At 59.5% G+C, this 22986-nt stretch carries 23 protein-coding genes and 5 pseudogenes; 15 read left to right on the top strand and 13 right to left on the bottom strand.

The genetic code is table 11. The features are described from left to right. The first annotated feature begins 152 nt into the window (after positions 1–152). A complete protein-coding gene (locus DGA31_RS17620; protein WP_109513405.1) occupies positions 153–971 on the top strand; it encodes an alpha/beta fold hydrolase in 819 nt (272 codons plus the stop codon). Positions 972–1040: 69 nt separating this feature from the next. Here the strand turns inward: DGA31_RS17620 and DGA31_RS17615 are convergent, their stop codons facing one another. Next, a complete protein-coding gene (locus DGA31_RS17615; protein WP_109513404.1) occupies positions 1041–1973 on the bottom strand; it encodes a LysR family transcriptional regulator in 933 nt (310 codons plus the stop codon). A gap of 99 nt (positions 1974–2072) precedes the next feature. Between DGA31_RS17615 and aptA the strand changes: the two genes are divergently transcribed. The 5 genes from aptA to DGA31_RS17590 all read left to right on the top strand — a co-directional run bounded on the left by aptA (position 2073) and on the right by DGA31_RS17590 (position 6895). Then, positions 2073–3419, top strand: coding sequence for an omega-aminotransferase AptA (aptA, locus tag DGA31_RS17610; protein WP_056840916.1), 1347 nt, complete (start codon positions 2073–2075; stop codon positions 3417–3419). Further along, complete coding sequence (locus DGA31_RS17605) at positions 3419–3706, top strand: cupin domain-containing protein (RefSeq protein WP_056840917.1); 288 nt, start codon at positions 3419–3421, stop codon at positions 3704–3706. Before aptA ends, DGA31_RS17605 begins: the two co-directional genes overlap by 1 nt. A gap of 54 nt (positions 3707–3760) precedes the next feature. Further along, positions 3761–5254, top strand: a complete 1494-nt coding sequence (locus DGA31_RS17600) for a CoA-acylating methylmalonate-semialdehyde dehydrogenase (RefSeq protein WP_109513403.1) — start codon at positions 3761–3763, stop codon at positions 5252–5254. 100 nt (positions 5255–5354) lie between these two features. Then, a complete protein-coding gene (locus DGA31_RS17595) occupies positions 5355–6236 on the top strand; it encodes a DUF6508 domain-containing protein (protein WP_109513402.1) in 882 nt (293 codons plus the stop codon). A 71-nt stretch (positions 6237–6307) separates the two neighbouring features. Beyond that, positions 6308–6895, top strand: coding sequence for an SMI1/KNR4 family protein (locus DGA31_RS17590; protein WP_109513401.1), 588 nt, complete (start codon positions 6308–6310; stop codon positions 6893–6895). A 137-nt stretch (positions 6896–7032) separates the two neighbouring features. Here DGA31_RS17590 and DGA31_RS17585 read toward each other — a convergent pair. Beyond that, positions 7033–7884: pseudogene (locus DGA31_RS17585) on the bottom strand (flavin reductase family protein); the annotation flags it as partial. After that, positions 7866–8270 (bottom strand): annotated as a pseudogene (locus DGA31_RS17580) (SRPBCC family protein); the annotation flags it as partial. The pseudogenes DGA31_RS17585 and DGA31_RS17580, both read right to left, overlap by 19 nt. Before the next feature lie 38 nt (positions 8271–8308). On the opposite strand from DGA31_RS17580, the gene DGA31_RS30570 reads away from it, so the two are divergent. Next, positions 8309–8515: a hypothetical protein gene (locus DGA31_RS30570; RefSeq protein ID WP_338322868.1), complete on the top strand. Its 207-nt coding sequence runs from the start codon at positions 8309–8311 to the stop codon at positions 8513–8515. Here DGA31_RS30570 and DGA31_RS17575 read toward each other — a convergent pair. Together DGA31_RS17575 and DGA31_RS17570 are read right to left on the bottom strand one after the other, a co-directional pair. Further along, positions 8485–8988, bottom strand: a complete 504-nt coding sequence (locus DGA31_RS17575; RefSeq protein WP_338322867.1) for a LysR family transcriptional regulator — start codon at positions 8986–8988, stop codon at positions 8485–8487. The two genes, DGA31_RS30570 and DGA31_RS17575, sit on opposite strands and share 31 nt — an antisense overlap. Positions 8989–9262: 274 nt before the next feature. Next, the gene (locus DGA31_RS17570) at positions 9263–10006 is read right to left on the bottom strand and encodes a class I SAM-dependent DNA methyltransferase (protein WP_056840924.1); all 744 of its coding nucleotides are present in this window, start codon (positions 10004–10006) and stop codon (positions 9263–9265) included. A 183-nt stretch (positions 10007–10189) separates the two neighbouring features. On the opposite strand from DGA31_RS17570, the gene DGA31_RS17565 reads away from it, so the two are divergent. Continuing rightward, entirely contained in the window at positions 10190–10747 is a 558-nt protein-coding gene (locus DGA31_RS17565; protein WP_056840925.1) for a DUF4142 domain-containing protein, read from the top strand. A 94-nt stretch (positions 10748–10841) separates the two neighbouring features. Further along, on the top strand, positions 10842–11276 hold the full coding sequence (locus DGA31_RS17560; protein WP_109513400.1) for a low affinity iron permease family protein: 435 nt from the start codon (positions 10842–10844) through the stop codon (positions 11274–11276). A gap of 2 nt (positions 11277–11278) precedes the next feature. Here the strand turns inward: DGA31_RS17560 and DGA31_RS17555 are convergent, their stop codons facing one another. Beyond that, a complete protein-coding gene (locus DGA31_RS17555) occupies positions 11279–12151 on the bottom strand; it encodes an esterase/lipase family protein (protein WP_109513399.1) in 873 nt (290 codons plus the stop codon). A gap of 120 nt (positions 12152–12271) precedes the next feature. Here DGA31_RS17555 and DGA31_RS17550 point away from each other — a divergent pair, with 120 nt between their 5' ends. From DGA31_RS17550 to DGA31_RS17540, 3 genes and pseudogenes are all read left to right on the top strand, one after another. Further along, positions 12272–12805, top strand: a complete 534-nt coding sequence (locus DGA31_RS17550; protein ID WP_152035051.1) for a hypothetical protein — start codon at positions 12272–12274, stop codon at positions 12803–12805. A 149-nt stretch (positions 12806–12954) separates the two neighbouring features. Beyond that, complete coding sequence (locus DGA31_RS17545; protein WP_109513397.1) at positions 12955–13614, top strand: hypothetical protein; 660 nt, start codon at positions 12955–12957, stop codon at positions 13612–13614. A gap of 85 nt (positions 13615–13699) precedes the next feature. Then, positions 13700–13975 (top strand): annotated as a pseudogene (locus tag DGA31_RS17540) (HoxN/HupN/NixA family nickel/cobalt transporter); the annotation flags it as partial. A 194-nt stretch (positions 13976–14169) separates the two neighbouring features. Here DGA31_RS17540 and chrA read toward each other — a convergent pair. Then, a complete protein-coding gene (chrA, locus tag DGA31_RS17535; RefSeq protein ID WP_109513396.1) occupies positions 14170–15522 on the bottom strand; it encodes a chromate efflux transporter in 1353 nt (450 codons plus the stop codon). A gap of 382 nt (positions 15523–15904) precedes the next feature. Between chrA and DGA31_RS17530 the strand changes: the two are divergent. Next, positions 15905–16144: pseudogene (locus DGA31_RS17530) on the top strand (transposase domain-containing protein); the annotation flags it as partial. Positions 16145–16213: 69 nt separating this feature from the next. Here DGA31_RS17530 and DGA31_RS17525 read toward each other — a convergent pair. After that, positions 16214–16993, bottom strand: coding sequence for an AraC family transcriptional regulator (locus tag DGA31_RS17525; protein WP_241089802.1), 780 nt, complete (start codon positions 16991–16993; stop codon positions 16214–16216). Between the two features lie 233 nt (positions 16994–17226). Between DGA31_RS17525 and DGA31_RS17520 the strand changes: the two genes are divergently transcribed. Further along, a complete protein-coding gene (locus DGA31_RS17520) occupies positions 17227–17685 on the top strand; it encodes a VOC family protein (protein ID WP_109513394.1) in 459 nt (152 codons plus the stop codon). A 51-nt stretch (positions 17686–17736) separates the two neighbouring features. Here DGA31_RS17520 and DGA31_RS17515 read toward each other — a convergent pair. The 5 genes and pseudogenes from DGA31_RS17515 to DGA31_RS17495 form a co-directional block, all read right to left on the bottom strand. Next, positions 17737–18228, bottom strand: a pseudogene (locus DGA31_RS17515) (IS66 family transposase); the annotation flags it as partial. Position 18229: 1 nt separating this feature from the next. Continuing rightward, positions 18230–18424 (bottom strand): transposase, encoded by a 195-nt coding sequence (locus tag DGA31_RS17510; RefSeq protein ID WP_109513393.1) that lies wholly within the window; start codon positions 18422–18424, stop codon positions 18230–18232. Positions 18425–18726: 302 nt separating this feature from the next. Next, entirely contained in the window at positions 18727–19617 is an 891-nt protein-coding gene (locus tag DGA31_RS17505) for an alpha/beta hydrolase (protein WP_161959197.1), read from the bottom strand. Between the two features lie 36 nt (positions 19618–19653). Further along, complete coding sequence (locus tag DGA31_RS17500) at positions 19654–20610, bottom strand: PDR/VanB family oxidoreductase (RefSeq protein WP_056840934.1); 957 nt, start codon at positions 20608–20610, stop codon at positions 19654–19656. A gap of 2 nt (positions 20611–20612) precedes the next feature. Further along, the gene (locus DGA31_RS17495; RefSeq protein ID WP_056840935.1) at positions 20613–21665 is read right to left on the bottom strand and encodes an aromatic ring-hydroxylating dioxygenase subunit alpha; all 1053 of its coding nucleotides are present in this window, start codon (positions 21663–21665) and stop codon (positions 20613–20615) included. A gap of 99 nt (positions 21666–21764) precedes the next feature. Here DGA31_RS17495 and DGA31_RS17490 point away from each other — a divergent pair, with 99 nt between their 5' ends. After that, positions 21765–22679, top strand: coding sequence for a LysR family transcriptional regulator (locus DGA31_RS17490; protein ID WP_056840936.1), 915 nt, complete (start codon positions 21765–21767; stop codon positions 22677–22679). The last annotated feature ends 307 nt before the right edge of the window (positions 22680–22986 follow it).

Here is a 22986-nt window from a genome sequence, read left to right as displayed (position 1 = left end):
CCCCCCGAGGCCGATGTTTGCCATACGACGGCGTTATGGCCATGACAAAAGCACACCCATGCAATCCATCGGGCCGGCGTTGAACAATAGTGAATCGCCGCCACCCACGTGCGGTCACACTTTTTCATTCCTTGCACACCCAGGAGCTTGTCATGAGTACGTTCGTCACCCGCGATGGAACCGAGATCTACTTCAAGGACTGGGGCACCGGCAAGCCGGTGCTGTTCAGCCACGGCTGGCCGCTGGACGCCGACATGTGGGAATACCAGATGAACTACCTGAGCAGCCGCGGCTACCGCACCATCGCCTTCGACCGGCGCGGCTTCGGGCGTTCGGACCAGCCGTGGACCGGCTATGACTACGACACCTTCGCCGACGACATCAACGACCTGATCAACCACCTGGACCTGCAGGACGTGACCCTGGTGGGCTTCTCGATGGGCGGCGGCGATGTGGCCCGCTACATCGGCCGGCATGGCACCTCTCGGGTTGCACGCCTGGCCCTGCTGGGCGCGGTGACGCCGATCTTCATCAAGACCGACGACCATCCCGAGGGTGTGGACAAGTCGGTGTTCGACGGCATCAAGGCCGGGCTGCTCAAGGACCGCGCCCAGTTCATCGCCGATTTTTCCAGGACCTTCTTCGGCCTGGACGATGGCAACCAAGTCTCCGAAGGCGTACAGACCCAGACCCTGAACATCGCCCTGCTGGCCTCGCTCAAGGGCACGGTCGATTGCGTGACGGCGTTTTCGGAAACCGACTTCCGTGCAGACCTGGCCAAGGTCGATGTGCCGACCCTGGTGATCCACGGCGACGCCGACAAGGTGGTGCCACTGGAAGCCACCGGCCGCCTGGCCGCCAAGCGGGTTGCCGGCGCCGAGCTGAAGATTTACCAGGGTGCGCCGCACGGCTTTGCTGCGACCCACGGTGATCAGTTGAACGAAGACCTGCTGGCCTTTATCGGCGGCTGATCCAAGCAATAGAAGCCTTCCGGTGAGCGCGCGCCAGCGTATCGCTCGCCGGTTGCAGGCCTGCGCCGATCAGCAGTCGTTGCGCTGCAATACATCGAGGAAATGATCGATGATCAGGTTCGAGCGCCGGCCCCTGAGCGTGACCACCGCCAGCGGCGCATCGAAGAACAACCGGTGCGGGGCAATGGCCTTGAGCAGACCTTTCTCGACCCAGCCGGCGGCGTAGTGGTCGGGCAGAAAGCCAATGTAACAACCGGTCAGGATCAGAAAGGCGATGCCCTCGCGGTCGGTGGCGGTGGCGGCGCATTCGAGCAACTGGTGCAGGCCGATGGCTTCGGCGGTCATGCGGTAGCTGGGCACGACGGCGTCGACGTCACGCAAGTCGTCGTTGTTCAAGGTCTCGGCATGGGCGAACAGTGGATGATCGGCGCAGCAGTACAGGTAGCTGCGTTCTTCGTAGAGCAGGCTGTATTCCAGGCCGGACAGCGGCGTGATCAGCGGGATGGCACCGACGTGCAGGCGCCCGTCCAGCAAACCGCGCTCGATCTCGCCGGGGGTGCTCATGCTCAGGTTCACCGTCACCCCGTCCCCCTGCTGGCGCAACGAGGCCAGGGCACGGGTGATGCGCATTTTCGGCTGGGTCACCAGGTTGCTCATCAACCCGATGTTCAGGTCGCCGCGCAGCTGGCTGTGCAACTGGTTGACCTCGCTGCGAAACCCCTCGATGGCCGCCAGCACCGCCTCACCTGAACGCAGCACCTCGCGGCCCTGGTCGGTCAGGGCAAAGCCGGCCCGGCCGCGCTGGCACAGGCGCATGCCCAGGCGTTTTTCCAGGTCGCTCATGTGCAGGCTGATGGCCGAGCGGCTGATGCCCAGCGTGCTCTCGGCCGCCGAAAAACTGCCGCATTGCACCACGGTCTTGAACAGGCGCAGCAGGCGCAGATCGAAATCGCTGACCTGGCTCAGGACGGGCTTCTTGGACGACAGTGGCCGGGATGACATAGGTAAGCGATTCCATACCTGAACGTAAGAAGATATAGATTTAACTCACCCATCGAGCAGGCACAAGCTGTGGTCATTCACCCCCACAGGATTTGCGAGATGAACCAGGCCCTGCAGCAGACCCCGCCACTGGCCAGCCAGCTCAAGCTGGACGCCCACTGGATGCCCTTCTCCGCCAACCGCAACTTCAAGCGTGACCCGCGTTTCATCGTGGCCGCCGAAGGCAGCTGGCTGACCGACGACCAGGGCCGGCGCATCTATGACAGCCTGTCGGGCCTGTGGACCTGCGGGGCCGGGCACTCGCGCAAGGAAATCCAGGAGGCGGTGGCCAAACAGCTCGGCACCCTGGATTACTCGCCGGCTTTCCAGTACGCGCACCCGCTGTCGTTCCAGCTGGCCGAGAAAATCACCAGCCTGACCCCCGACGGCCTGGATCATGTGTTCTTCACCGGCTCCGGTTCCGAAAGCGCCGACACCTCGGTCAAGCTGGCCCGTGCCTACTGGCGCCTGAAAGGCCAGGCGCAGAAGACCAAGCTGATCGGCCGCGCCCGTGGCTACCACGGCGTGAACATTGCCGGTACCGCGCTGGGCGGCATTGGCGGCAACCGCAAGATGTATGGCCAGTTGATGGACGTCGACCACCTGCCGCACACCCTGCAACCGGACCTGGCCTTTACCCGTGGCGCGGCCGAGACCGGTGGCGTGGCGCTGGCCAACGAGATGCTCAAGCTGATCGAACTGCACGACGCCTCGAACATCGCGGCGGTGATCGTCGAGCCGATGTCGGGCTCGGCAGGCGTGATCGTGCCGCCGGCCGGCTACCTCAAGCGCCTGCGCGAAATCTGCGACCAGCACAATATCCTGTTGATCTTCGATGAAGTAATCACCGCCTTCGGCCGCCTGGGCACCTGGACCGGTGCCGAGTACTTCGGCGTCAAGCCCGACATCATGAACATCGCCAAGCAGATCACCAACGGCGCCATTCCGATGGGCGCGGTGGTTGCCAGCCGCGAGATCTACGAAACCTTCATGAGCCAGTCGATCCCGGAACACGCCGTCGAATTCACCCACGGCTACACCTACTCGGCGCACCCGGTGGCCTGCGCGGCGGGCCTGGCCTCGCTGGCGCTGCTGGAAAAAGACAACCTGATCCAGCAATCGGCCGAGCTGGCGCCGTATTTCGAAAACGCCATTCATGGCCTCAAGGGCGCCAGGCATGTGGTCGACATCCGCAACTGCGGCCTGGCCGGCGCCTTGCAACTGACCCCGCGTGACGGCGACCCCATCATCCGTCCGTTCGAGGCCGGCATGGCCCTGTGGAAAGCTGGCTTCTATGTGCGCTTTGGCGGCGACACTCTGCAGTTCGGGCCGACCTTCAATGCCAAGCCACAAGACCTGGACCGGGTGTTCGATGCCGTCGGCCAGGCTTTGCAAGGGATCGACTGATGAACCCACGCCCACAGGCCATCGCCACCGTGCAGGTGGACACCGCCGAGGTGATCGTCACCGAATGGCGCTTTGCGCCCGGTGCCGAGACCGGCCGGCACCGTCATGGCCGTGATTACGTGGTGGTGCCCATGACTGACGGCACCTTGCTGCTGGAAACCCCGGAGGGCGACAAGCACGCCCCGCTGGTGGCCGGCCAGAGCTACTTTCGCAAGGCCGGCGTGGAGCACAACGTGATCAATGCCAGCGATCACGAAGTGGTCTTTGTCGAAACCGAACTCAAATAGCGCCGCACGCCCCTGCGGCGCTTCATCCGATACTGCAAGACGAGAGCCCTACTGATGAGCACTATTTCGCACCTGATCAACGGCGAGCACGTCGCTGATACCGGCCGCACCATCGACGTCTTCAACCCGTCGACCGGCCAGGTCATCCGCACGCTGAGCCTGGCCAGCCGCGCCACCGTGCAACAGGCCATCGACGCGGCCAAGGCTGCTTTTCCGGTGTGGCGCAACACCCCGCCGGCCAAGCGCGCCCAGGTCATGTTCCGCTTCAAGCAATTGCTGGAGGCCAACGAGGCACGCATTGCGCAACTGATCAGCGAAGAACACGGCAAGACCCTGGAAGACGCCGCCGGTGAACTCAAGCGCGGCATCGAGAACGTCGAGTTCGCCTGTTCGGCCCCGGAAATCCTCAAGGGCGAGTACAGCCGCAACGTCGGCCCGAACATCGACGCCTGGAGCGACCTGCAACCGATCGGCGTGGTCGCCGGCATCACCCCGTTCAACTTCCCGGCCATGGTGCCTTTGTGGATGTACCCGCTGGCCATCGTCTGCGGCAACTGCTTCATCCTCAAGCCGTCCGAGCGCGACCCCAGCTCTACCCTGCTGATCGCCGAACTGCTGCACGAAGCCGGCCTGCCCAAGGGCGTGCTCAACGTGGTGCACGGTGACAAGGAAGCGGTGGATGCGCTGATCGAGGCGCCAGAGGTCAAGGCCCTGAGCTTTGTCGGCTCCACGCCGATCGCCGAATACATCTACGCCGAAGGCACCAAACGCGGCAAGCGCGTCCAGGCCCTGGGCGGGGCGAAGAACCATGCCGTGCTGATGCCCGATGCCGAACTGGACAATGCCGTCAGCGCGCTGATGGGCGCCGCCTACGGTTCGTGCGGCGAGCGCTGCATGGCCATTTCCGTGGCCGTATGCGTGGGTGACCAGGTGGCCGATGCACTGGTACAGAAGCTGGTTCCGCAGATCAAGGCGCTGAAAATCGGTGCCGGCACCTGCGCCGGCCTGGACATGGGCCCGTTGGTCACGGCGGCGGCCAAGGACAAGGTGGTCGGCTACATCGACGATGGCCTGGCTGCGGGTGCCGAACTGGTGGTCGACGGTCGCGGCCTGAGCGTGGCCGGCAACGAGAATGGCTTCTTTGTCGGCGGCACGCTGTTCGACCGCGTCAGCCCCGAGATGCGCATCTACAAGGAAGAAATCTTCGGCCCGGTGCTGTGCATCGTGCGGGTCAACAGCCTGGAAGACGCCATCGCCCTGATCAACGCCCACGAGTACGGCAACGGTACCTGCATCTTCACCCGTGACGGTGAATCGGCGCGGCTGTTCTGCGACGAGATCGAAGTGGGCATGGTCGGCGTCAACGTGCCGCTGCCAGTGCCGGTCAGCTACCACAGCTTCGGCGGCTGGAAGCGCTCGCTGTTCGGCGACCTGCATGCCTACGGCCCGGACGGCGTGCGCTTCTACACCCGCAAGAAAGCCATCACCCAGCGCTGGCCGACCCGTACCAGCCACGAGGCCTCGCAGTTCGCGTTCCCGAGCCTCTAACCCGGCCCGATGATGGCCCCCTGCTCAGCGGGGGGCCTACGGAACCGGATCCAGTCCAGGCACTCCAAGCTGCACGCCAATCCCTGGATGGAAAGCCTCGATGCCCAGCCTTGTCGCGCAGTTGAAAGCCTGGCTCGGGCGGGCCTTCAAACAGCCCCGCCCTGCTCGCCATGACGAGCACCCGGTGCTGTCCGAGCCCTGGCATCTCATGCCCCCGGCCTTGCCACCGCTGCACGACACAGACCCACCCCTGATCGCCCGCTACGACGCCTTCATCGCCTCGGCCGCACAGCACGTGCCGCCTGCGGACCGCGCCCGCTTCATGATCGAGAGCAAGCAACTGGCCCGCGATCTGAGCCGTCATGCGACCCACCTCGGCCATTCAAAAGCCTATGAAAACTCCCCGGACATCTATTGGCTGATGCAGGCGGCGGCGACCGTCTCGATGCTGAGCAGCGGCGCGCGTTCGATCGCGTTCCAGGGCTATTACATGGATGTGAATGCTTATCGCCGTGCCCCGCTGACGGCCGGGCAGGTGCAGGTGTTCGATGACTATCAGGCCCGGATTGCCGCCCATGAGAACATCGAGTTCGACTACGCCCAGCCTCGGCCCGAGGACATCGATGAACTGTTGTACTACCTGCCATGCCTGTACCCGCAAGGCGTTGCCATCAAGACGTCTTTTTTTACTGATAACACTCAATGGCCCCGTTACGTGGAGGTCGTCGAGGCGTTCTACAAGGCGGCCGGCCAGACCTGCTGGACCGACTTGACCTACGACATCCAGCGCTCGGGCGAGCGTATTGTCGACCCGGACTATGTGGCCGCCGCGTCCCTTGACGAGCTCAAGAGCCTGTTGACCTGGTGCGTGCGCGGCGAGCGTTTCAGTGACGGCCATCATGGCTGGGTCATCGAGCAAGGTTACGTCCTGGGCCTGCTCCAGCGTCTGGCGGTGTTGCGGCGCGAAGGCAGCGCGGGCTGATGAGCGTGATTGTGGCACCCCTTGTACGGGCCTTGTGCCCTTCTGTTCCTACACTCTGAAAAGGTCGCACCATGTCCATAGTCGATGAATACCTTGCTGGCCTGATGCCCCTGCTGGCCGCCGAAGACCGCGAACAGTTGCAGCGGGCACACGGCGCGTCCAAGGCCGATCTGCAAGCGCTGGTGGAACGTTATCCACAGACTCCCGCCAGCCTGCTGGAACTGCTGGGACGTATCGACGGCACGCATTTTCGCGAATACCCCGAGGGCGAGGTCTGTGTACTGATGCTGGGCTCGGACGTGTTCGAATACCCTTACTACTTGAGCTCGGTGGAGCAGATCATCCAGGAAGCCCGCGAAGGCAAGGACAGCATCGAAGGGATATACGGCGATTACCTGCAGGAGGACGCCGACCTGTTGGGCGCCGGTATCGACAGCACCCTGGCCATGGACCAGCGCCTGTGCTTCTCGCAATGCATGAACAACGGCGGCACCTCGCGCCTGTACCTGGACTTCGATCCGGCCCCGGGCGGCACTGTCGGCCAGGTCGTGCGCTACCTGCACGACCCGGACAGCTACAAGGTCATCGCCGCCAGCTTCGACGACTACCTGCGCGACCTGATCGAAAACAACTACGAGTTCATCTACGACGTGGAATAACCCGCCATCCAGCGCGCTTGCCGGAATGCCGGACCACCGCGACCGGCTGCGCAGCAGTCGTAAATTTGTGGCGCTTCGCAAATTTTGCGAGCGCTGCGCACTCGGTCGCGGGCAAGCGCGCTCCTACTTGGGGGTGGTCACAGGTCGAGCACCAGGTCCGAGGTCGGGCGGCTGCAGCACAGCAGGCGCAGGCCGCGGTCGATCTCGCGCTGGCGGATACCGCCGTTGTGGTTCATCTCCACCGAGCCCTCCAGCACGGCGGTCTTGCAGGTGCCGCACACGCCCTGGCTGCACGATGACGGCACCACGGCGCCCGCCTTTCTGACGGCCGACAGCACGGTCTGGGTGCGGCTTATGCTGAAGGTCTTGCCGCTGCGCGCCAGCTTCACGGTAAAGGAGTCCTGTTCGGCGGCGGCAGTGGCTGGCAGCTCGATCAGGGTTTCGGTCTCGACCACGCGGATGTCGAAGCTTTCGTTATGAAAGTGCGTCATGTCGAAGCCAGCGCTTTGCAGCAGGTTCTGTACCGCGTTCATGTAGCCCTGCGGGCCGCAGGTGAACACTTCGCGCTCAAGAAAGCCCGGCACCTGGGTCTGCAGCAGTTCCAGGTCCAGCCGGCCGATCCGGCCTTGCCAGTCGGGTTCGTCACCCAGCCCTTCAGACATTGATCACCCGCACAGTGGCGCGTGATGCGGCCAGCCGCGCCAACTCGTCGCGAAACACGATGTCCTTTGGCGTACGCGCGCTGTGCACGAACACGATGCCCATCTCGGCGCACAGGTCGGTGCTGGCGCGGATCATCGAGGCCAGCGGCGTGACGCCGGAGCCGGCCGACAGGTACAGCCCCTGGCGGCCGGCCTGGCCACCGGGGTGAAATTGCCCGCCGGGCCCGAGGCCAGCAGCCGGTCGCCGGCACGCAGGTGGTCATGCAGCCAGTTGGACACCTGACGGTAATGGCCACGATGAACGGCCAGGTCAGCGTCTTGAGGTCGTAGTCGACGCCCTCGATGGCCTCGGCATGCACCAGCCACTTGCTGCGCACCAGGGTCCTGTCCGGCGCCAGCGGGATGATGTACGAGATCACCGCGTGGTCGCTCATGATGTGGCTCCACGAATGGTGGGTCCACAGGCGCATGTCGCCCAGGTCACGGCGGATCAGCTCGCCCAACAGTTTCTGGCTGGCCACCTGGGTGGTCAGCGTCTGCGATTCGCCATGCCCGGCAATGGCCAGGCGCTGGCTGCGAAACTGGGTCACGGCGTCCACGCCCGGGTGCTCGACGGCGTCGCAGATGAAACCCTGGCGTTCCCAGTCGGCCTTGGTGGCGGCATTGAGCTTGTAGTACTCGTCCAGCGCCTGCAGCGACTCCTCGCTCAGGCCATGGGCGTCAGGCGTATGAGGTCACCCGAGGCCAGCAGATGATCAAGCATCCCGCCCCAGCCCAGGGCGATGCCCTGGCCGAACAGCGCCGCCTGGATGGTGTCGGTGTACAGGCTGAACCGCAGGTTTTACTGGCGCCGCGCCGTCGGGCCGTCCAGCGCCTTGAACCAGGACTGCCAGGTCATCCAGCCTTCGGAGGTGGGGTCCGAGTCGATCAGTTGGGCCTGGAACAGTTCTTCCAGTGACGTGGGTGCCTGGTGAATCGCCAGAGCCACGCCGGCGAGCACACCGTCTGTGTGGTCAGGCGCAATTGCAGGTTGGGCTGCAAGACCCGCAGGCGGCCAAGCCGGGGCAGGATGCGAAAGTGCGAGAACGCCGCCGTGGTGGTCAGCACCAGCTCCTGTCCGGTCGTGCCGGCCGCGATCTTGTCGAAGGCACCGGCGATCTTCTGCATGGATTCGGCGGTGACGGTAAACAGCACATAGCCTTCGCTGGTCAGCCGGATCGAGCGGTGCAGGCGGTGGAACAGCTTGACCCCCAGCACCTCCTCCAGCAGCTTGATCTGCTTGCTGACCGCCGCCTGGGTCACCCCCAATTCCCGGGCGTCCAGGGTAAAACTGCTCAGCCGGGCCACGGCCTCGAACTCCAGCAGTGCGGTCATCGACGGAATCAACCGCCGGTAGCCTTTGACCCGATTGAGAACTTCAGCGGCGGGCATGAACACCTCTGGCAGTGGACGTGTTGTTATAAAAATACGACGTCTGACCACGCCGAGTTCACGGCCTTGTTAACGTAACCTGTACAGTGTCAACCTTGTGTTTACGACGTCCTGTTTTATCAAGTGCCATGACCGCGCTGTTCTATAAGTGCGTTCATTCATTACAACTTCAATTGCCCTGTTGTTTCGGTGCGGATAACAACGCTGTTCTGGTACGGGCGACGACACGGTCAGTGTGGCAGGGACGCAGCAGGGTCGTGGACAGCCCCCGCCCTCAGGCTTTTACACAAACAAAAATTGCATTCCCGGACTCACCGTCCCAGGCCGTGATTTTTTCATAGTCATGCTCGAACAGGGTGACCTCGAACTGCGGCTGCAACAGCGCCTGCAACTCGGCAAAGCTGACAGCCACCATCGGGTGCTCGTCCTGCCAGGTCTGGCTCACCCCGGCGCAGGTCCTGTCGATCCGCAGCCGCAGCGATTGTCGCTCGCCTTCACCGGGGTAATGCCAGGCCGAACCAAAGGCGAAATCGCTGTCGCCCTGCGTGACCCTGTGACTCACCGCCGAGCGGTTGTCGATGCGGTGCTTGTCCACCGCGTTGAAGCAGAACACACCCTTTTCACCCAGCGCATCGTGCACCCTGGCAATGCAGGCCTTGAGGCGCTCGATGCCGGCATTGTAGTGGATGGAATACAGAAAGCAGGTAACCAGGTCCAGCGGCTCAGCCACGGTAAAGTCGCCCATGTCCTGACACGCGAAACGCGCCTCGGGGCAGCGCTGAGCGGCGATATCGAGCATCGGCTGGTTGATGTCCAGGCCGGCGCTGCGGTAGCCGAAGTCGAGAAAGTGGCGGATATGCGGGCCGGTGCCACAGGCCAGGTCCAGATGATTGCGCCCTCCATTGCCAAACAACTGATCAAGCCTGCGAATGCTGCGGCTTTGCGCCGGGTAGTCGATGTCGGCGCACATCAGGTCGTAGTAGCCAGACAGATCGGTGTACAGCGCATTGGAGGTCATAGAGCACCGGCCGGATAGGCATGAGGGGCAGTGGGCGCGGCATCATACCTGAACGCCTGCGACTGTCTGCAAAAGCGCTGGGTAAACCGTCGGGTCAGATGATCGGCAAAAACGTTGAACTTCGTTTTGAGGGCCTTTGTCCCTTTTGTGGCATGGCCACTAAAACCTGAAAGGAGTTCACTCATGAAGAATGTATTTCGCGCTGGCACCCTGAGCCTGTTTGTTGCAATGGCTAGCAGCATGGCGTTTGCAGCGGATTCGCCCAAAGCGTTCGTCGATGAAGCATCGGCCAAGGGCATTGCGGAAATCGAAGCCGGCAAGCTGGCGCAGCAGAAAAGCCAGTCGGCCGACATCAAGACATTCGCGCAAATGATGATCACGGATCACACCGCGGCGAATGAAAAACTCAAGGGCATTGCCACTACCAAGAAACTTGAGGTGAGCTCGGACGCCGAACTGATGGACAAGGCCAAGGCGCTCATTCTTGATATTCGCGATGAATCCTTCGACAAGTCGTACGCCAACAATCAGGTCAAGGCGCACGAGCAGACCATCGAACTGTTCAACGAGCAAATCAAGGATGGCAAGGACGCTGAAATCAAGGCGTTCGCCGAAGCTACCCTGCCCAAGCTTGAAGCGCACCTGAAAGAAGCCAAAGCCCTATCGAAAAAATACGGCGGTGACGAAGCCAAACACAGCGGCGACGCGGTCAAGACCACCGGCGACACCACCAAGCAATAAGCCTCACCCCACAGTGTCATCGCCTCTTCGGGCACTCACTTGAAGGTGATGTGCCCGAAGATGCCAGGAACATGGATTTCCCGGAACGCCCGTCATGAAATTTGCCCAGATCGCCCAAGCCATTTCGAAAAAGACCGGCAGCCCCACGGCTTTCCTGGTCGCCCTGTTGCTGATCATGGTATGGGCCGCCACCGGCCCCTGGTTTCATTACAACGACACCTGGCAACTGATCATCAACACCTCGACCACCATCATCACCTTCCTGATGGTGTTCATCATCCAGAACACCCAGAACCGCGATAACGACATCTTGCACATCAAGATCGATGAACTGCTCAGGGCCACCAACCAGGCGCACCGGGCGGTGCTGGACCTGGACAGCAAGGACTCCAAGCAACTCAAGCAGTTGCGCCGCCAGTACCGCAAGCTGGCCAGCGGCGAGGAGATCGAGATTCTGGAACAGGAGACTGTCGTCAAGGATGAGGTGGCCGCACAAGGCCCGCGCGATAAAACGCAGCCAGCCTCGTAGTCTTACAACCCCTTCTGCCTGAGCCGTGCAGCATGCTCAAGGTAAAGCCCGACCGGGTTCACGTTCCAGCTGGTAATCCCGGCCATCTGGTTGACGGCGTCGAAGTGATCCATCGGATAGTCCGAGCGGATCACCTTGCCCAGGTGCGAGCTGTAGCGGCCCACCAGCCCGTCGTTGGCGTGCCTTTCCCTGACAAAGAATTTCGACAGCACCAGGCTGTTCAAATGACTGGGGTCCAGTGGCTGCAGGCTTTGAAAGTTCTGCACAATCCCGCTCCAGGAATAGTAATGCACGCCGTTGTCTTCACGTTCACGGCCCTCCCCGCCCCACTCTGCCGGCATCCCCTGGGGATACTTGCGATTGAAGTCGGCCATGCCGGCCGTGGTCAATGACCCGAATGCCGCCTGCGGGTCCACCGGTTGCGGGCTGCCGCTGATCAGCGCAATCAAGGTGCCGATCGTGCCCAACAGCGCCAGCACCAGGGCTTCGGGCAATTCACCAGGCGTCAGTGCCCGGTGCAGCAGGTCGGCGATCTCCGAGCCATGATTAGGGCAGGCAACCGACGTGACCGATGCGACCTTTTGCGGATACAGAGCGGCGACATAGCGTGCGGCCAGCGGTCCTTGGCTATGGCCGATCAGGTTGACCCTGGCGGCACCTGTTTGCAGCAAGATGCGGTCGATGTGGACAAGCAGGCTTTCGCCACGCGCTTCATTGCTGTGAACGGACGGAATATTGACCGCAAAGACCGTGGCACCGGCCCGCTCCAGCGCGTTTTCGATATCGAAAAAATAAGGGTAGCCAGCGATCTTGTCGAAGCCGAAAAGACCGTGGATCAATACGATCGGGTACTGCGTAGAGGCATCCATGTCCATGCTCATTACCTGTGGATAGGGTAAGTTAATCAGGGACTGCTGAAGTCGTGCAGGCTAACCGTAGCCTGGAAAGCAGGGGCGCACGCAGAGACAGACGAACAGCCCAGGGCGACGCGGTCAATGGTGGGTGGGGCCGGTCGGCGCCCCGATCGACTCGCGACGGCTTTAGTACAGGCGCAGAACCACTATCAGCAACGGTCCACCACCATGAGCAACGTTTCAGTCTGCAGAAAAATCCTGATCCTGGCCGTCGGCGTATTTGTCGTCTTGCCGACGCTGCTGGCCGCCTGCTTTGGGACCGTGGTGGCAGGCGCCATGGTCTATGAGCTTTTTTTCATCCGCGGCCTTACCCCTGAATACGGGATATTCCTGTATGTAAAGCTGTTGGCCATGACGCTGCTGGGGTGGGTGGGGCTGGTCACCGTGGCGCTACTGCATAACCATTTTTTACGATCAAGCACGCTGCCCGCCTGGCATCGCCGCGCCTGGCAGGGATTGCTGTGCGGGGTCGTGGCCTGCATCAGCCTGGTCGGCTGGTTCGACACCTCGTTGATATCGCGCCTGGTGGTCTTTGGCTGGCCACTGGTTGCGGTGGTTACGTTTGCAGGGTTTCTGGCCGCGGCTCAGCAACGTGAGGCTGCGGCACCGGTCTAGATGAGCAGGTGACACCGCCTGCATGCATCACGCGTTCCGAGACTTGATCCAGGGAACAGATGTGACTGAATATTCAGGCCGTTACAGTGTTTAATCTGCCACCCTGAGGTGGACATGCCCCATCAATGCAGTAATGAATGGAATCATCCATGATGAAAGTAGCCAACCGTCTCGGTATTGCAACAGTGCTGTTATCGTTTGGTACAGCACAAGCGGCGACCGTCGCAGAGGTGTTCACGGGCGACATGCTGGGCAAGAACCAACGGTACTTCGAATCGATTGCAGGCATTGCCCAAGAATCGAACGGGGACGAACATACCTTCAAGGTCCAGGGTTGCGATGTCACCGCGACGATCGAGGGCGGCAAAGTCACCAGGCTCAGGCTGGAAACAGCGCCTGAATGCCAGGCGGACCTCACCCGTTTCGTGGGCAACTACGCGCCTGCTCCGGGCAAACCCTTGACCCTCGGAGCATTCGACGCGTCAGCGGGCGGGGGCATGGTGTATTCGGCCGACTGCCTCAGTATGTGTGGCAATGCCTTCGACCCTTCTGTGTATGCGCTCTGGGAAGGCCCGCATGCAGTCAACTTCATGCAGGTATTGCTGGAGGTCAGACTCACGTCTGACGAAGCCATTGCAGCCGCTGACGCCTGGACGGAGCAGATTGTAAAAGCCAAGGGTGAAGACTTCGTCAACGCCACAAACTTCAATTGCGACCCACAGTTTGCAGCGGGTGCGAAAAAAGCCTTTGCCCATGTTCCTGTGACGGCCGTCACTATCGGGACCGGGCTGGCATCGCCCGGTTGTTGAAAGTGCGTTGCCCTCTCTGCAAAACAGCGTAGATCGCCTTACAGATTGATAGCTCGACATCCGTGTTGTGGAGCTATCAATGTGCTTGATTCCGTGCCCTGCGGCCATCACCGTGCTGTTGCTGTGCCTTCAGGTCAAGGACGTTGCCCTTGGCGGCATGCTCGTCCTTTGTTTCAGCATCGGTTTGGCGATCACCCTGGTCACTGTGGGGGCTGCGGCCGCCATTGGTGCCAGACAGGCCTCCAACCGCTGGCCGTGGCTGGGCACTGTGGCTCGACGTGCGCCTTACCTTTCCAGTGTCTTGATCATCGGCGTGGGTCTGTATGTAGGTTTCCATGGCTGGGTTGGCCTGAATGCCTAGAGAGGCATTCGGTGTTGCCTCGTTCGAGCGCTTATCGTCTGGCCGAAACAGCAGCCTTGATCTGATCAAGTGGCTCGCCATGCTCTTACTGTCGCGAATGTTCGCTACCTCGTTTGACTACCACTGCCACTGATCTGTAAGTCCCGCCCCGGCTGGACCTAAAGGCTGGCTTTCCCAATAGCGTGAAGGCCAGTTCATCGCAGCAGATGCACTGCCAGCCCGACAAGCGCACAGCCTGCCAACACCTGAATGACGCCGCGCTTGAAGCGGAACAAGGCAATCGCCGCCGCAATCGCGATCAACGCCGACGGCCAGTCCAGGTGACCACTGAAGCCTTGGGGCCACAACACGTGATAACCGAAAAAACACGCCAGGTTGAGGATCACGCCCACCACCGCTGCGGTAATGGCGGTCAGAGGTGCGGTGAACCTGAGTTCGTTATGGGTTGATTCCACCAGGGGACCACCCGCCAGAATGAACAGGAACGACGGCAGGAAGGTAAACCAGGTCACCAGTGCGGCAGCCACGGCGCCCGCCAGAAAAGCCTGGTCGGCACCGAAGACCTGCAACACATAGGCCCCGACAAAACCGACAAAGGCCACGACCATGATCAAAGGACCGGGTGTGGTTTCCCCAAGGGCCAGGCCATCGATCATCTGGGTCGGTGTCAGCCAGCCGTAGTGACCCACAGCGCCCTGATACACGTAGGGGAGCACGGCATAGGCACCGCCAAAAGTCAGCAAAGCGGCCTTGGTGAAGAACCAGCTCATTTGCGTAAGCGTGCCCTCCCAACCAAAAAGCGCTGTCAGGACTCCCATGGGCAGAGCCCACAGCATGGTCCCGACGAGCACCAGCCGTGCCAGCCCCATGGCGTTGAAGCGGGCATGGTCAGGGGGCGGTGTATCGTCATCAATCAAGGCCGGGCCATAGGACTTGCTGGCGCCACCATGACCGCCCGCCCTGAACTTCTCAGGAACCAGGCGACCACCCAGGTAGCCCATCAGGGCGGCACCCAGCACGATCAGCGGGAACGGGACATTGAAGGCAAAAATCGCCGTGAATGAAGCCGCCGCGATTGCCCATAACACATTGTTCTTCAAGGCCCTTGAGCCAATCCGATGAGCCGCCTGCACGACGATGGCCGTGACCGCAGGCTTGATCCCATAGAACAGCCCGGCCACAACCGGCACTTCGCCAAAGGCGATGTACATCCACGACAACGCAATCAGGATAAACAGCGAGGGCAACACAAACAGCACACCGGCAATGACACCGCCCCAGGTTCGGTGCATCAGCCAGCCGATGTAGGTCGCCAATTGCTGAGCCTCGGGGCCCGGCAACAACATGCAGTAATTGAGGGCATGCAGGAAGCGCCGCTCGGAGAGCCAGCGCCGGCGCTCGACCAGTTCCTGGTGCATGATCGAGATCTGCCCTGCCGGCCCGCCAAAACTGATAAAACCCAGCTTCAGCCAGAACCAGAACGCTGCACGCAGCGTGACCGGCTCAGGCTTGGGCACATGTTCTTGCGGGTCCGGGATGTGGCTCATCGGGTGGTTCCTCTTTTACAAACCCGGTGAGCCGATCGCCGAGGATGACCGGCCAGGGTTTATTGCACAGGTGGAAGGGGGGTTTATCGCAGATCGAGACCAGAGGGTGCCGGTGTCATCGATCGGTGCTCGTGAACACGTAATTAACGCTGTCGCACGCAGGGCTAAGGTTTCAAGGCTTTCAGAGCGCTCAAGGAAAAACACACAAAACTGTCCCAGTTTAAGACTGTTCTGAGTATTTTTCAGTGTAACTTCTGAGTAAGTGACCTATTTGTGCCTTGCCCCTGCGTCATTTGAGTATCAGAAAAGTAACCGTAGTATGCGGCGACATTCAGAGTGTGGGCGCATGGAAAAAACACAGTTGCTATTGAGTCAGGCAGGCATAGACAACAACGCAGTCGAAAACCAGATTCGTCCGTGGGCACTTGGACGTTCCAACTGGTTGTTTGCCGGGTCGCTTCGCAGTGGCAAGCGGGCGGCGGCGATCATGAGCTTGATCCAATCGGCGCGCATGAATGGGCACGATCCATATGCCTATCTTAACGATGTGCTGGCGCGGTTGCCGACGCAGCGAGCGAGTGAGATTGAGCAACTGCTGCCGTATCAGTGGGTATCTGCCTAAGTCGTGCAAGGTGACGTCGGCGGACGCTTACCAGGATCGGGTTGGAGGGTACAGCGGTTCTTACACCCATCAACTTGATCTGGAAATTGCCTCTTTGCTAATCAGTGTCTGCGCTCGCACATATTGTCCTGGCGTAACACCCATTATCCGACGGAACATGGCAATGAAAGCACTAATATTTTCGTAGCCAAGCTCAATCGCCGTTGTCGTCACTGACATCCCCTCGACCAATAGTTGAATAGCACGCAACGTGCGTGCACGTTGTCGCCATTCAGAAAAACCAAAACCGGTTTCAGCGACCAGACGCCGGGCAAGTGTTCGAGGTGCCATACCTGACCAAACAGCCCAATCTTCAAGTGATCTATTGTCATCAAGCTGAGCAAGTATCGCATCGGTGATACGCCTCAAGCGCGGGTCATTGGGGTGCGTCAGACCGATGGGTTCAGCGGGTGAGGTAGCAATTTCATCCAAGATGACTGCTGCAACCCGCGACTCCATTTCGTTGCGGGGTGGTTGTCCCCACGACGCAGCGCGGCTTACCGCTTCGCGCAGCAAACTGCTGACCCTAAATGTGCATGGCATTTGATGCAGGATCCCGCACTCTTGCTCCGCGATATAGACCATCGCTCCTGCAAAAGCGCCATGTGACATCATCGCGTGTGCAACACGGGGAGGTATCCAAATGGCATGGGTAGCCGGCACTACCCATGAGCCGCCGTCAGTGCTGACGGAAAGCAGGCCGGCAAGGCTTGCGATTAGTTGGCCTGTCGTATGAGTGTGGGGCGCCGTTTCGCGGATCGCCCGGTCGCGTTGCTCTATCGCCACCAGTGGCATAAGCGCGCGGTTCATGGCGGGTTTACGTTATCCAATGTCATATCCGAGGTAGCCGTATCCTGAATGCCTAATGCAGAATAAGACCGGTCAGAGGAATACTCAATGTTTAAAAATTGCAAATGTTGCTTCTCTTGGATTGGCCTGATTATGCGTACCTCTACCCATTTATTTTCTGTATTTTGGCCGTAACAGCTGGAGGCGCAAGCTCACCTTCCTAGTTGGCCCGTGAACCTTTAAAGGATCATTTGATGAATTCTAACCACATGGTGCATGCCGTCGATCATATTGGCTTCGCAGTCCGTTCATTGGAAGAAGCCATTCGCTTCTGGACAATTGGACTTGGGTTCACCCTTGAGCGTCAGTCGGAAATGGGCGGATCATTCATTTTGCAAGTCACCGGCACCGCCGATCCGAGCGTGCGAACGGCGATAGTCAAAGGCCCGGATGGCAGCCGAGTAGAGTTGCTGGAATATTCGCAGGGTGACCGCCACGGTATCACTCCACCTACGGCATCAGCGATTGGTTCAGCGCATTTGGCATTGAGAGTGCAAGACATATACGCCGTACTCGAACGCATTGAGCAAGCAGGCTGGAAAGCAAGAGGCAAGCCTCAAGCGATTCCCGCAGGCCCACGCAAGGGAACTCTAGTTGTATATGTGACCGGGCCAGATCCTATCACTCTGGAACTGATGCAGGCTAATGAGTAGCTTCCTGCCGAAGGCTGTCAGTAAGCGTACGGGGAATACGCCTTGCGTAGATCAGCCAGGCATCCACTGATGCGGCAGTAGAGGCTCGATCTCACTGGCTTTCTGCGTCGGCAATCGCGTCAGTACCTCCTTGAGATACGCGTACGGATCATGCCCGTTCATGCGTGCCGACTGGATCAAACTCATGATCGCTGCCGCTCGTTTGCCACTGCGCAGAGACCCGGCGAACAATCAATTGGAGCGCCCAAGCGCCCATGGCCTGATCGTATTCTCCACCGGGTTGTTGTCGATGGGTACGGCACCATCATCCAGGTAGCGCGTCAGCGCTACCCAGCGTTTCAAGCTGCAATCCAGAGCCTTGGCCGTGGCCGACACCTCGGGCACGAGGTCGCGCTGAGCCAGCATCCACTCATGTAACTTCTGTGCAGGGGGCGCCGCTATTTCTTGGCGTAATCGCCATCGTTCTTCATCGCTCATGTCTTTGGCCTGCCGTTCGACTTCGTACAGCCCGCCGATTGAGTGCAGCGCTTGTTCGGCCAACTGTTTAGGCATCGGTTAGCGGTACAAACGCGGGAAGTGGCGCGACGGGTTTATCACGGTAAATCGGCAGCCACTTGCGAATCACACTGGCATTGATGCCGTGGCTGATGGCGACGCTGGAAACTGAGGCACCGGGTTTCAGGCATTCCTGCACGACCTGGGCCTTGAAGGGTTTGAGATAGGAGCTTCGTTGGCGCATGGAAATCCTGGCGATAAGGGTGATCGCGTCCGCTTAAAAACAGACGGACACCATCGCTCTTAATTCCGGATTTCTGAAGGTGTGCTCGCTGGCCGCTTACAGGATAGCGGCCATTGCACTCGCTTGTCCGTTCGATTATTCGTGATGTCTGAAGCGGGATGCATCTGGGGCTGTTACACAATAGGAAAAAGGCAGCACGCCAGGCGTCGCAGATGACATCCAGGCTTGAGCAGTGTGGACTTCAATGCGCCGAAGCCAGACAGGCTTCGGCGACCGTTTTAAAGTAAGCGTCCGGGCAGGTATCAACGGCTTTCCCGTGCCAGCACCCTGTTTATGAAATCGGCGGCAGCAACGAGCGCCTCACGCCCCTCAGAGAGAACCGGTGAATACGCCTGCCAGACGTGAAACATTCCCGGCCATACCTCCAGCCTGGTTTCCACGCCCGCCGATCCGGCATTTCTCGCCAGGCGTACCGCGTCGTCCAGGAGGATTTCAGACTCCCCCACTTGAATCATCAACGGCGGCAAACCTTCCAGGTCAGCGTCCAGGATGAAAGAAGCAGCCTCAACATGTTCTCCCAGATAGGCGTTAGCACAGGCTTGCAGCTTCGAAGGTGTGAGGAAGCAGTCCACACCTGCTTTGCTATGGATGCTCTCTGCGGTGAGGGTAAGATCCACCCAGGGAGAAAACAGCACGACACAACCTGGCATTTCCAGTCCCATGGCCCGGGCCTGAATCAGAGCGGCCATAATGAGGTGCCCTCCCGCCGAGTCTCCCGCCAACACAATATCGCTCGCCTTTTCACTGCTGGCGAGCAACGCCGCGTAGACCGTCAGGACGTCTTGTTGTGCAGCCGGATAAGGATGTTCAGGTGTTAGTCGATAATCGACCACATAAGCCGTAGCGGACGTACCAGAAGCCAGCGTGCCGGCGACCCCCTCAAAACCTTCAGCGCTGCCCACCATAAATCCACCGCCGTGGACATAGAGCAACGAGCGCCGGGATGTCAGGTAGGTTAACGTTCGTACGAGCACGCCACCGAGTGTCGAAACTGCAGAGTTGCAACCAAGCGGCGGCAAAAAACGCTTGCACAATTGATCGAACCCGATCCGGGCCTGCTGCAACGACCCGGGAGGATTTTCTCTACGAGAAAGAAGCTCGCCACGAATAGCGTTCAGTTCGAAACGACTCATCATTGTCTCCAAGGCATGGCGTGAATCCAGTGCACGTCAGAGATCGAGCACCAGTCTTGCTGACTTGGCACGGGAAACACACTGCAGAATGACCGTATTGGATGCACGCTCTTCATCGCTGAGGACATAGTCCCGGTGATCAACCTCACCGGCCAATACTTGGCATTCACAGGTACGGCAAAGCCCCTCCCGGCAGGAATAAGGCACGCTTAACCCCGCCCCTTCGAGCGCATCGAGGAGGCTGCTATCGGCAGGTACGGTAAGTTCCATACCGCTGCGAGCAAGCTCCACCACGAAGCTACTGTCCTGTGGCTTTTCAGTAGCATTCGACTGCGGCGCGCTGAACAACTCGAAGTGCACGTGTCCGGCAGGCAGGTACGCCTGTGCGACATTCCGTACTGCGTCCATGAGCGGCGCTGGCCCACAGCAATAAAGGTGGTCCGTAGGGCCTGCCTGACGGATGAACGTCTGCAGGTCGGGGCGACCGGCGTTTTCTTCATCCGAGTGAAACACTAGTTTTCCGCCACGAGGCAAGTGTTCGATATAGGCGGCTCGGGATCGCGAACGCACGCAGTAAAGAAGTTGCCACGGTTTGTCATTCGCGTCGCACCAGCGAATCATGCTGAGAATCGGCGTAATGCCGATCCCCCCAGCAATGAACAAGTAAGCACTTGCGTCTCGCTCCAATGGGAAGTTATTTCGAACCGCGCCGATTTCCAGCACGTTACCCACTCGCAGTTGGGTATGAATAAACGCCGAACCACCACGGGACGGTTCAGACAAGCCGACCCCGATCGAGTAGCTTGCGTCCACGGGGTCGTATCGGTGAATGGAATACTGCCTGATCAACCCATTTGACAGGCGTACATCAATGTGCGATCCGGCCTCGGCCGCAGGCAGCGGTTGACCGTCTTCGGCCAGCAAGTGGATATCCAGGATGGCGTCCGCAGCCCGCACAATCGCCTTCACTCGAACGCGGTTCCAATCGCTCATTTTCAGGCCTCCTGGATCTTGACGGGATTGCTCGCCGCCTGCTCGGCCTTATAAGCCTTCGCCACAAGCCATCTGAAGTATGAAAGGGCCGCATCCGCTCCGATCGGGATCATTTTGAAATCAGACGTCAGCTTCAACATGCGGTCTTGCGCATGAATCATGTCGCTGTCTTCTTCGAACGCGGTGATGACTTGGTCGTGAATCGCCTGCGTCACCGCTGGATCGTCGATAGCGAAGTTGTGAGGCTGCGAAAAGAAATAATGCGTGGATTCGTCCGTCTCTGGCGTGAGCGCCTGAGTGCTGCGGAACTCTGCCGCATTGACTCGATTTCCCTCCTTGGCATTGTGCCCACTGGGCTGCATGCCCGAATCCATCAGGAAGATGCTGGGCAACAGGAAATCGTAGATATTCCACCGATCAACCGGTCCCGGATAATTCTTAATCTTCTGCACGAAAGGCGCCGGTTTGATGCCTTCGCCCCAACGCGTCACCCGAACACCGTTTTCCAACTTTTCGACCTGAGGTATACAGGCCGCATAAGCCTCATCACCACCCAGCGTGTTTGGATGAACGTAGGGCAAATGGGCGAGGTCGAGCAGGTTGTCAGCGATCAGAAGATAGTGGGTGGTGTAATAGGTATACCCCTCCAGACTTCTCCACTGCGGGTCATCCAGCCAATGGGTATCGGGAATCTGCGACGGGTCCGCCAGGCTGGCATCACCCACCCAGATCCAGATCCACTTATGTTTCTCCACGACGGGGAATGTGCGTACCTTCGCTTGCGGCGGAATGCGTTCTTGTCCGGGTATTTCCACACATTGCCCGGCTGTATCAAACAGCAGGCCATGATACATACAGCGAAGCTGATCGCCCTCCAGGCGCCCTTTAGACAGCGGAGCCCCGCGGTGGCAGCAACGGTCCTCAAAGGCGACCACCGCTCCAGTACTGTCACGCCACAGCACTACAGGCACATTAAGAATCGTTCTTGCGAGAAGCTCGTCGACCGGAACCTCACTCGACCAGGCGGCTACATACCAGGCATTACGAAGAAGCATGACGTTATCCTCATTTCTTGTTTTTGTTTTTTCTCACTTGCTGACGCCATGCTAGGGGCGGATCATGTATGCGCCTAGATCATAGAGCTAATACAGATCATGCATACCCTTCATGGCAAGAAATTCGATTTGAACCTGCTACTTGCGTTCGATGCGCTTCTGCGAGAGCGCAACGTATCGCGGGCGGCGGAGCATCTTGGCTTGACGCAAAGCGCCATGAGCCATGCACTACGACGTCTACGGGAGTTCTATGAAGACCCCCTCTTCGTCCGTATTGGCGATTCGATGAAGCCGACGCCTTTCGCCGAGAAGATGGGGGATTCCGTTCTGGAGATCGTATCCGCCATACAGCACAAGCTGTTGGCGCAGGCCAGTTTCGACCCGATGACATCCACCAGAGTCTTCAGCCTTTGCATGACGGATATGGGTGAGTTGGTCTTTTTGCCCCGGCTGATTGAGAAACTTCAGGACGTGGCCCCCCATTGCCGAATACGGACGTCGCAGTTACCCACCGAGCATATTGCGAATTCACTGGAGAGGGGTGATACAGATCTGGCTATTGGGTCCCATTACATTCAGGACCCTAACCTTTTTCAACAAGCGCTGTTCATGCACTCTTTTTGCACCATTGTCAGTTGCACCTACCCTGGCGACGAAGTAAACCTTGAACAGTTCCTGGGCATGAAGCATGTTTCCGTCGTCCTGTCAGACCGTAGTACCCGCTACGACCAGTTCATCGATGAGTTGGGACATCGCCGAGAGATTTACCTTACAACCCCACACTTCATCACGGTGCCGATGATACTAGAGAAAAACCCGACTTTAATTGCTACCGTCCCCAGTGAACTGGGGAAAACTTTTCTACGCTACCATGCGGTCAAGGTGATAAAAACCCCGATCCTGTCTCCCAGCTTGCACCTGCGGCAGTATTGGCACCCGCGCTATCACCACGACCCTGGGAATAGATGGCTGCGCCAGTTGGTTAAGCTTCTTTTCGATAGGTATATGAGCTGAAAGGCCGGGTGTTGGCCACAAGGAAGTTCATCCCGTTACTGTTCGTTTCCAATCGCCGGGCAAAGGCCGGGTTGCGAAGAAAGAAAATCTATAAAGGTGCGAACCTTTGCGGATCTATTTCTTCGAGAAACTTATTTCTACGTACGCTTCCAGAGCGTAAACATATACGCTTAAGAAACGAACCCAACGTTTCATCAGGGTAGCTTTTTATTTTCACTGTTAACAGTCACTGAGGTCCGCCCTCTTGGAGAGGGCGGACAGACTATATTCCTAGTGGACGGACTCTATTAATTTTCATCACACTGGA

The sequence above is a fragment of the Pseudomonas ovata genome (genome assembly GCF_003131185.1).
GTDB classification, from domain to species: domain Bacteria; phylum Pseudomonadota; class Gammaproteobacteria; order Pseudomonadales; family Pseudomonadaceae; genus Aquipseudomonas; species Aquipseudomonas ovata.
The sequence above is the reverse complement of the archived record's forward strand: the minus strand, read 5'-3'. Positions and strand labels throughout refer to the sequence as shown.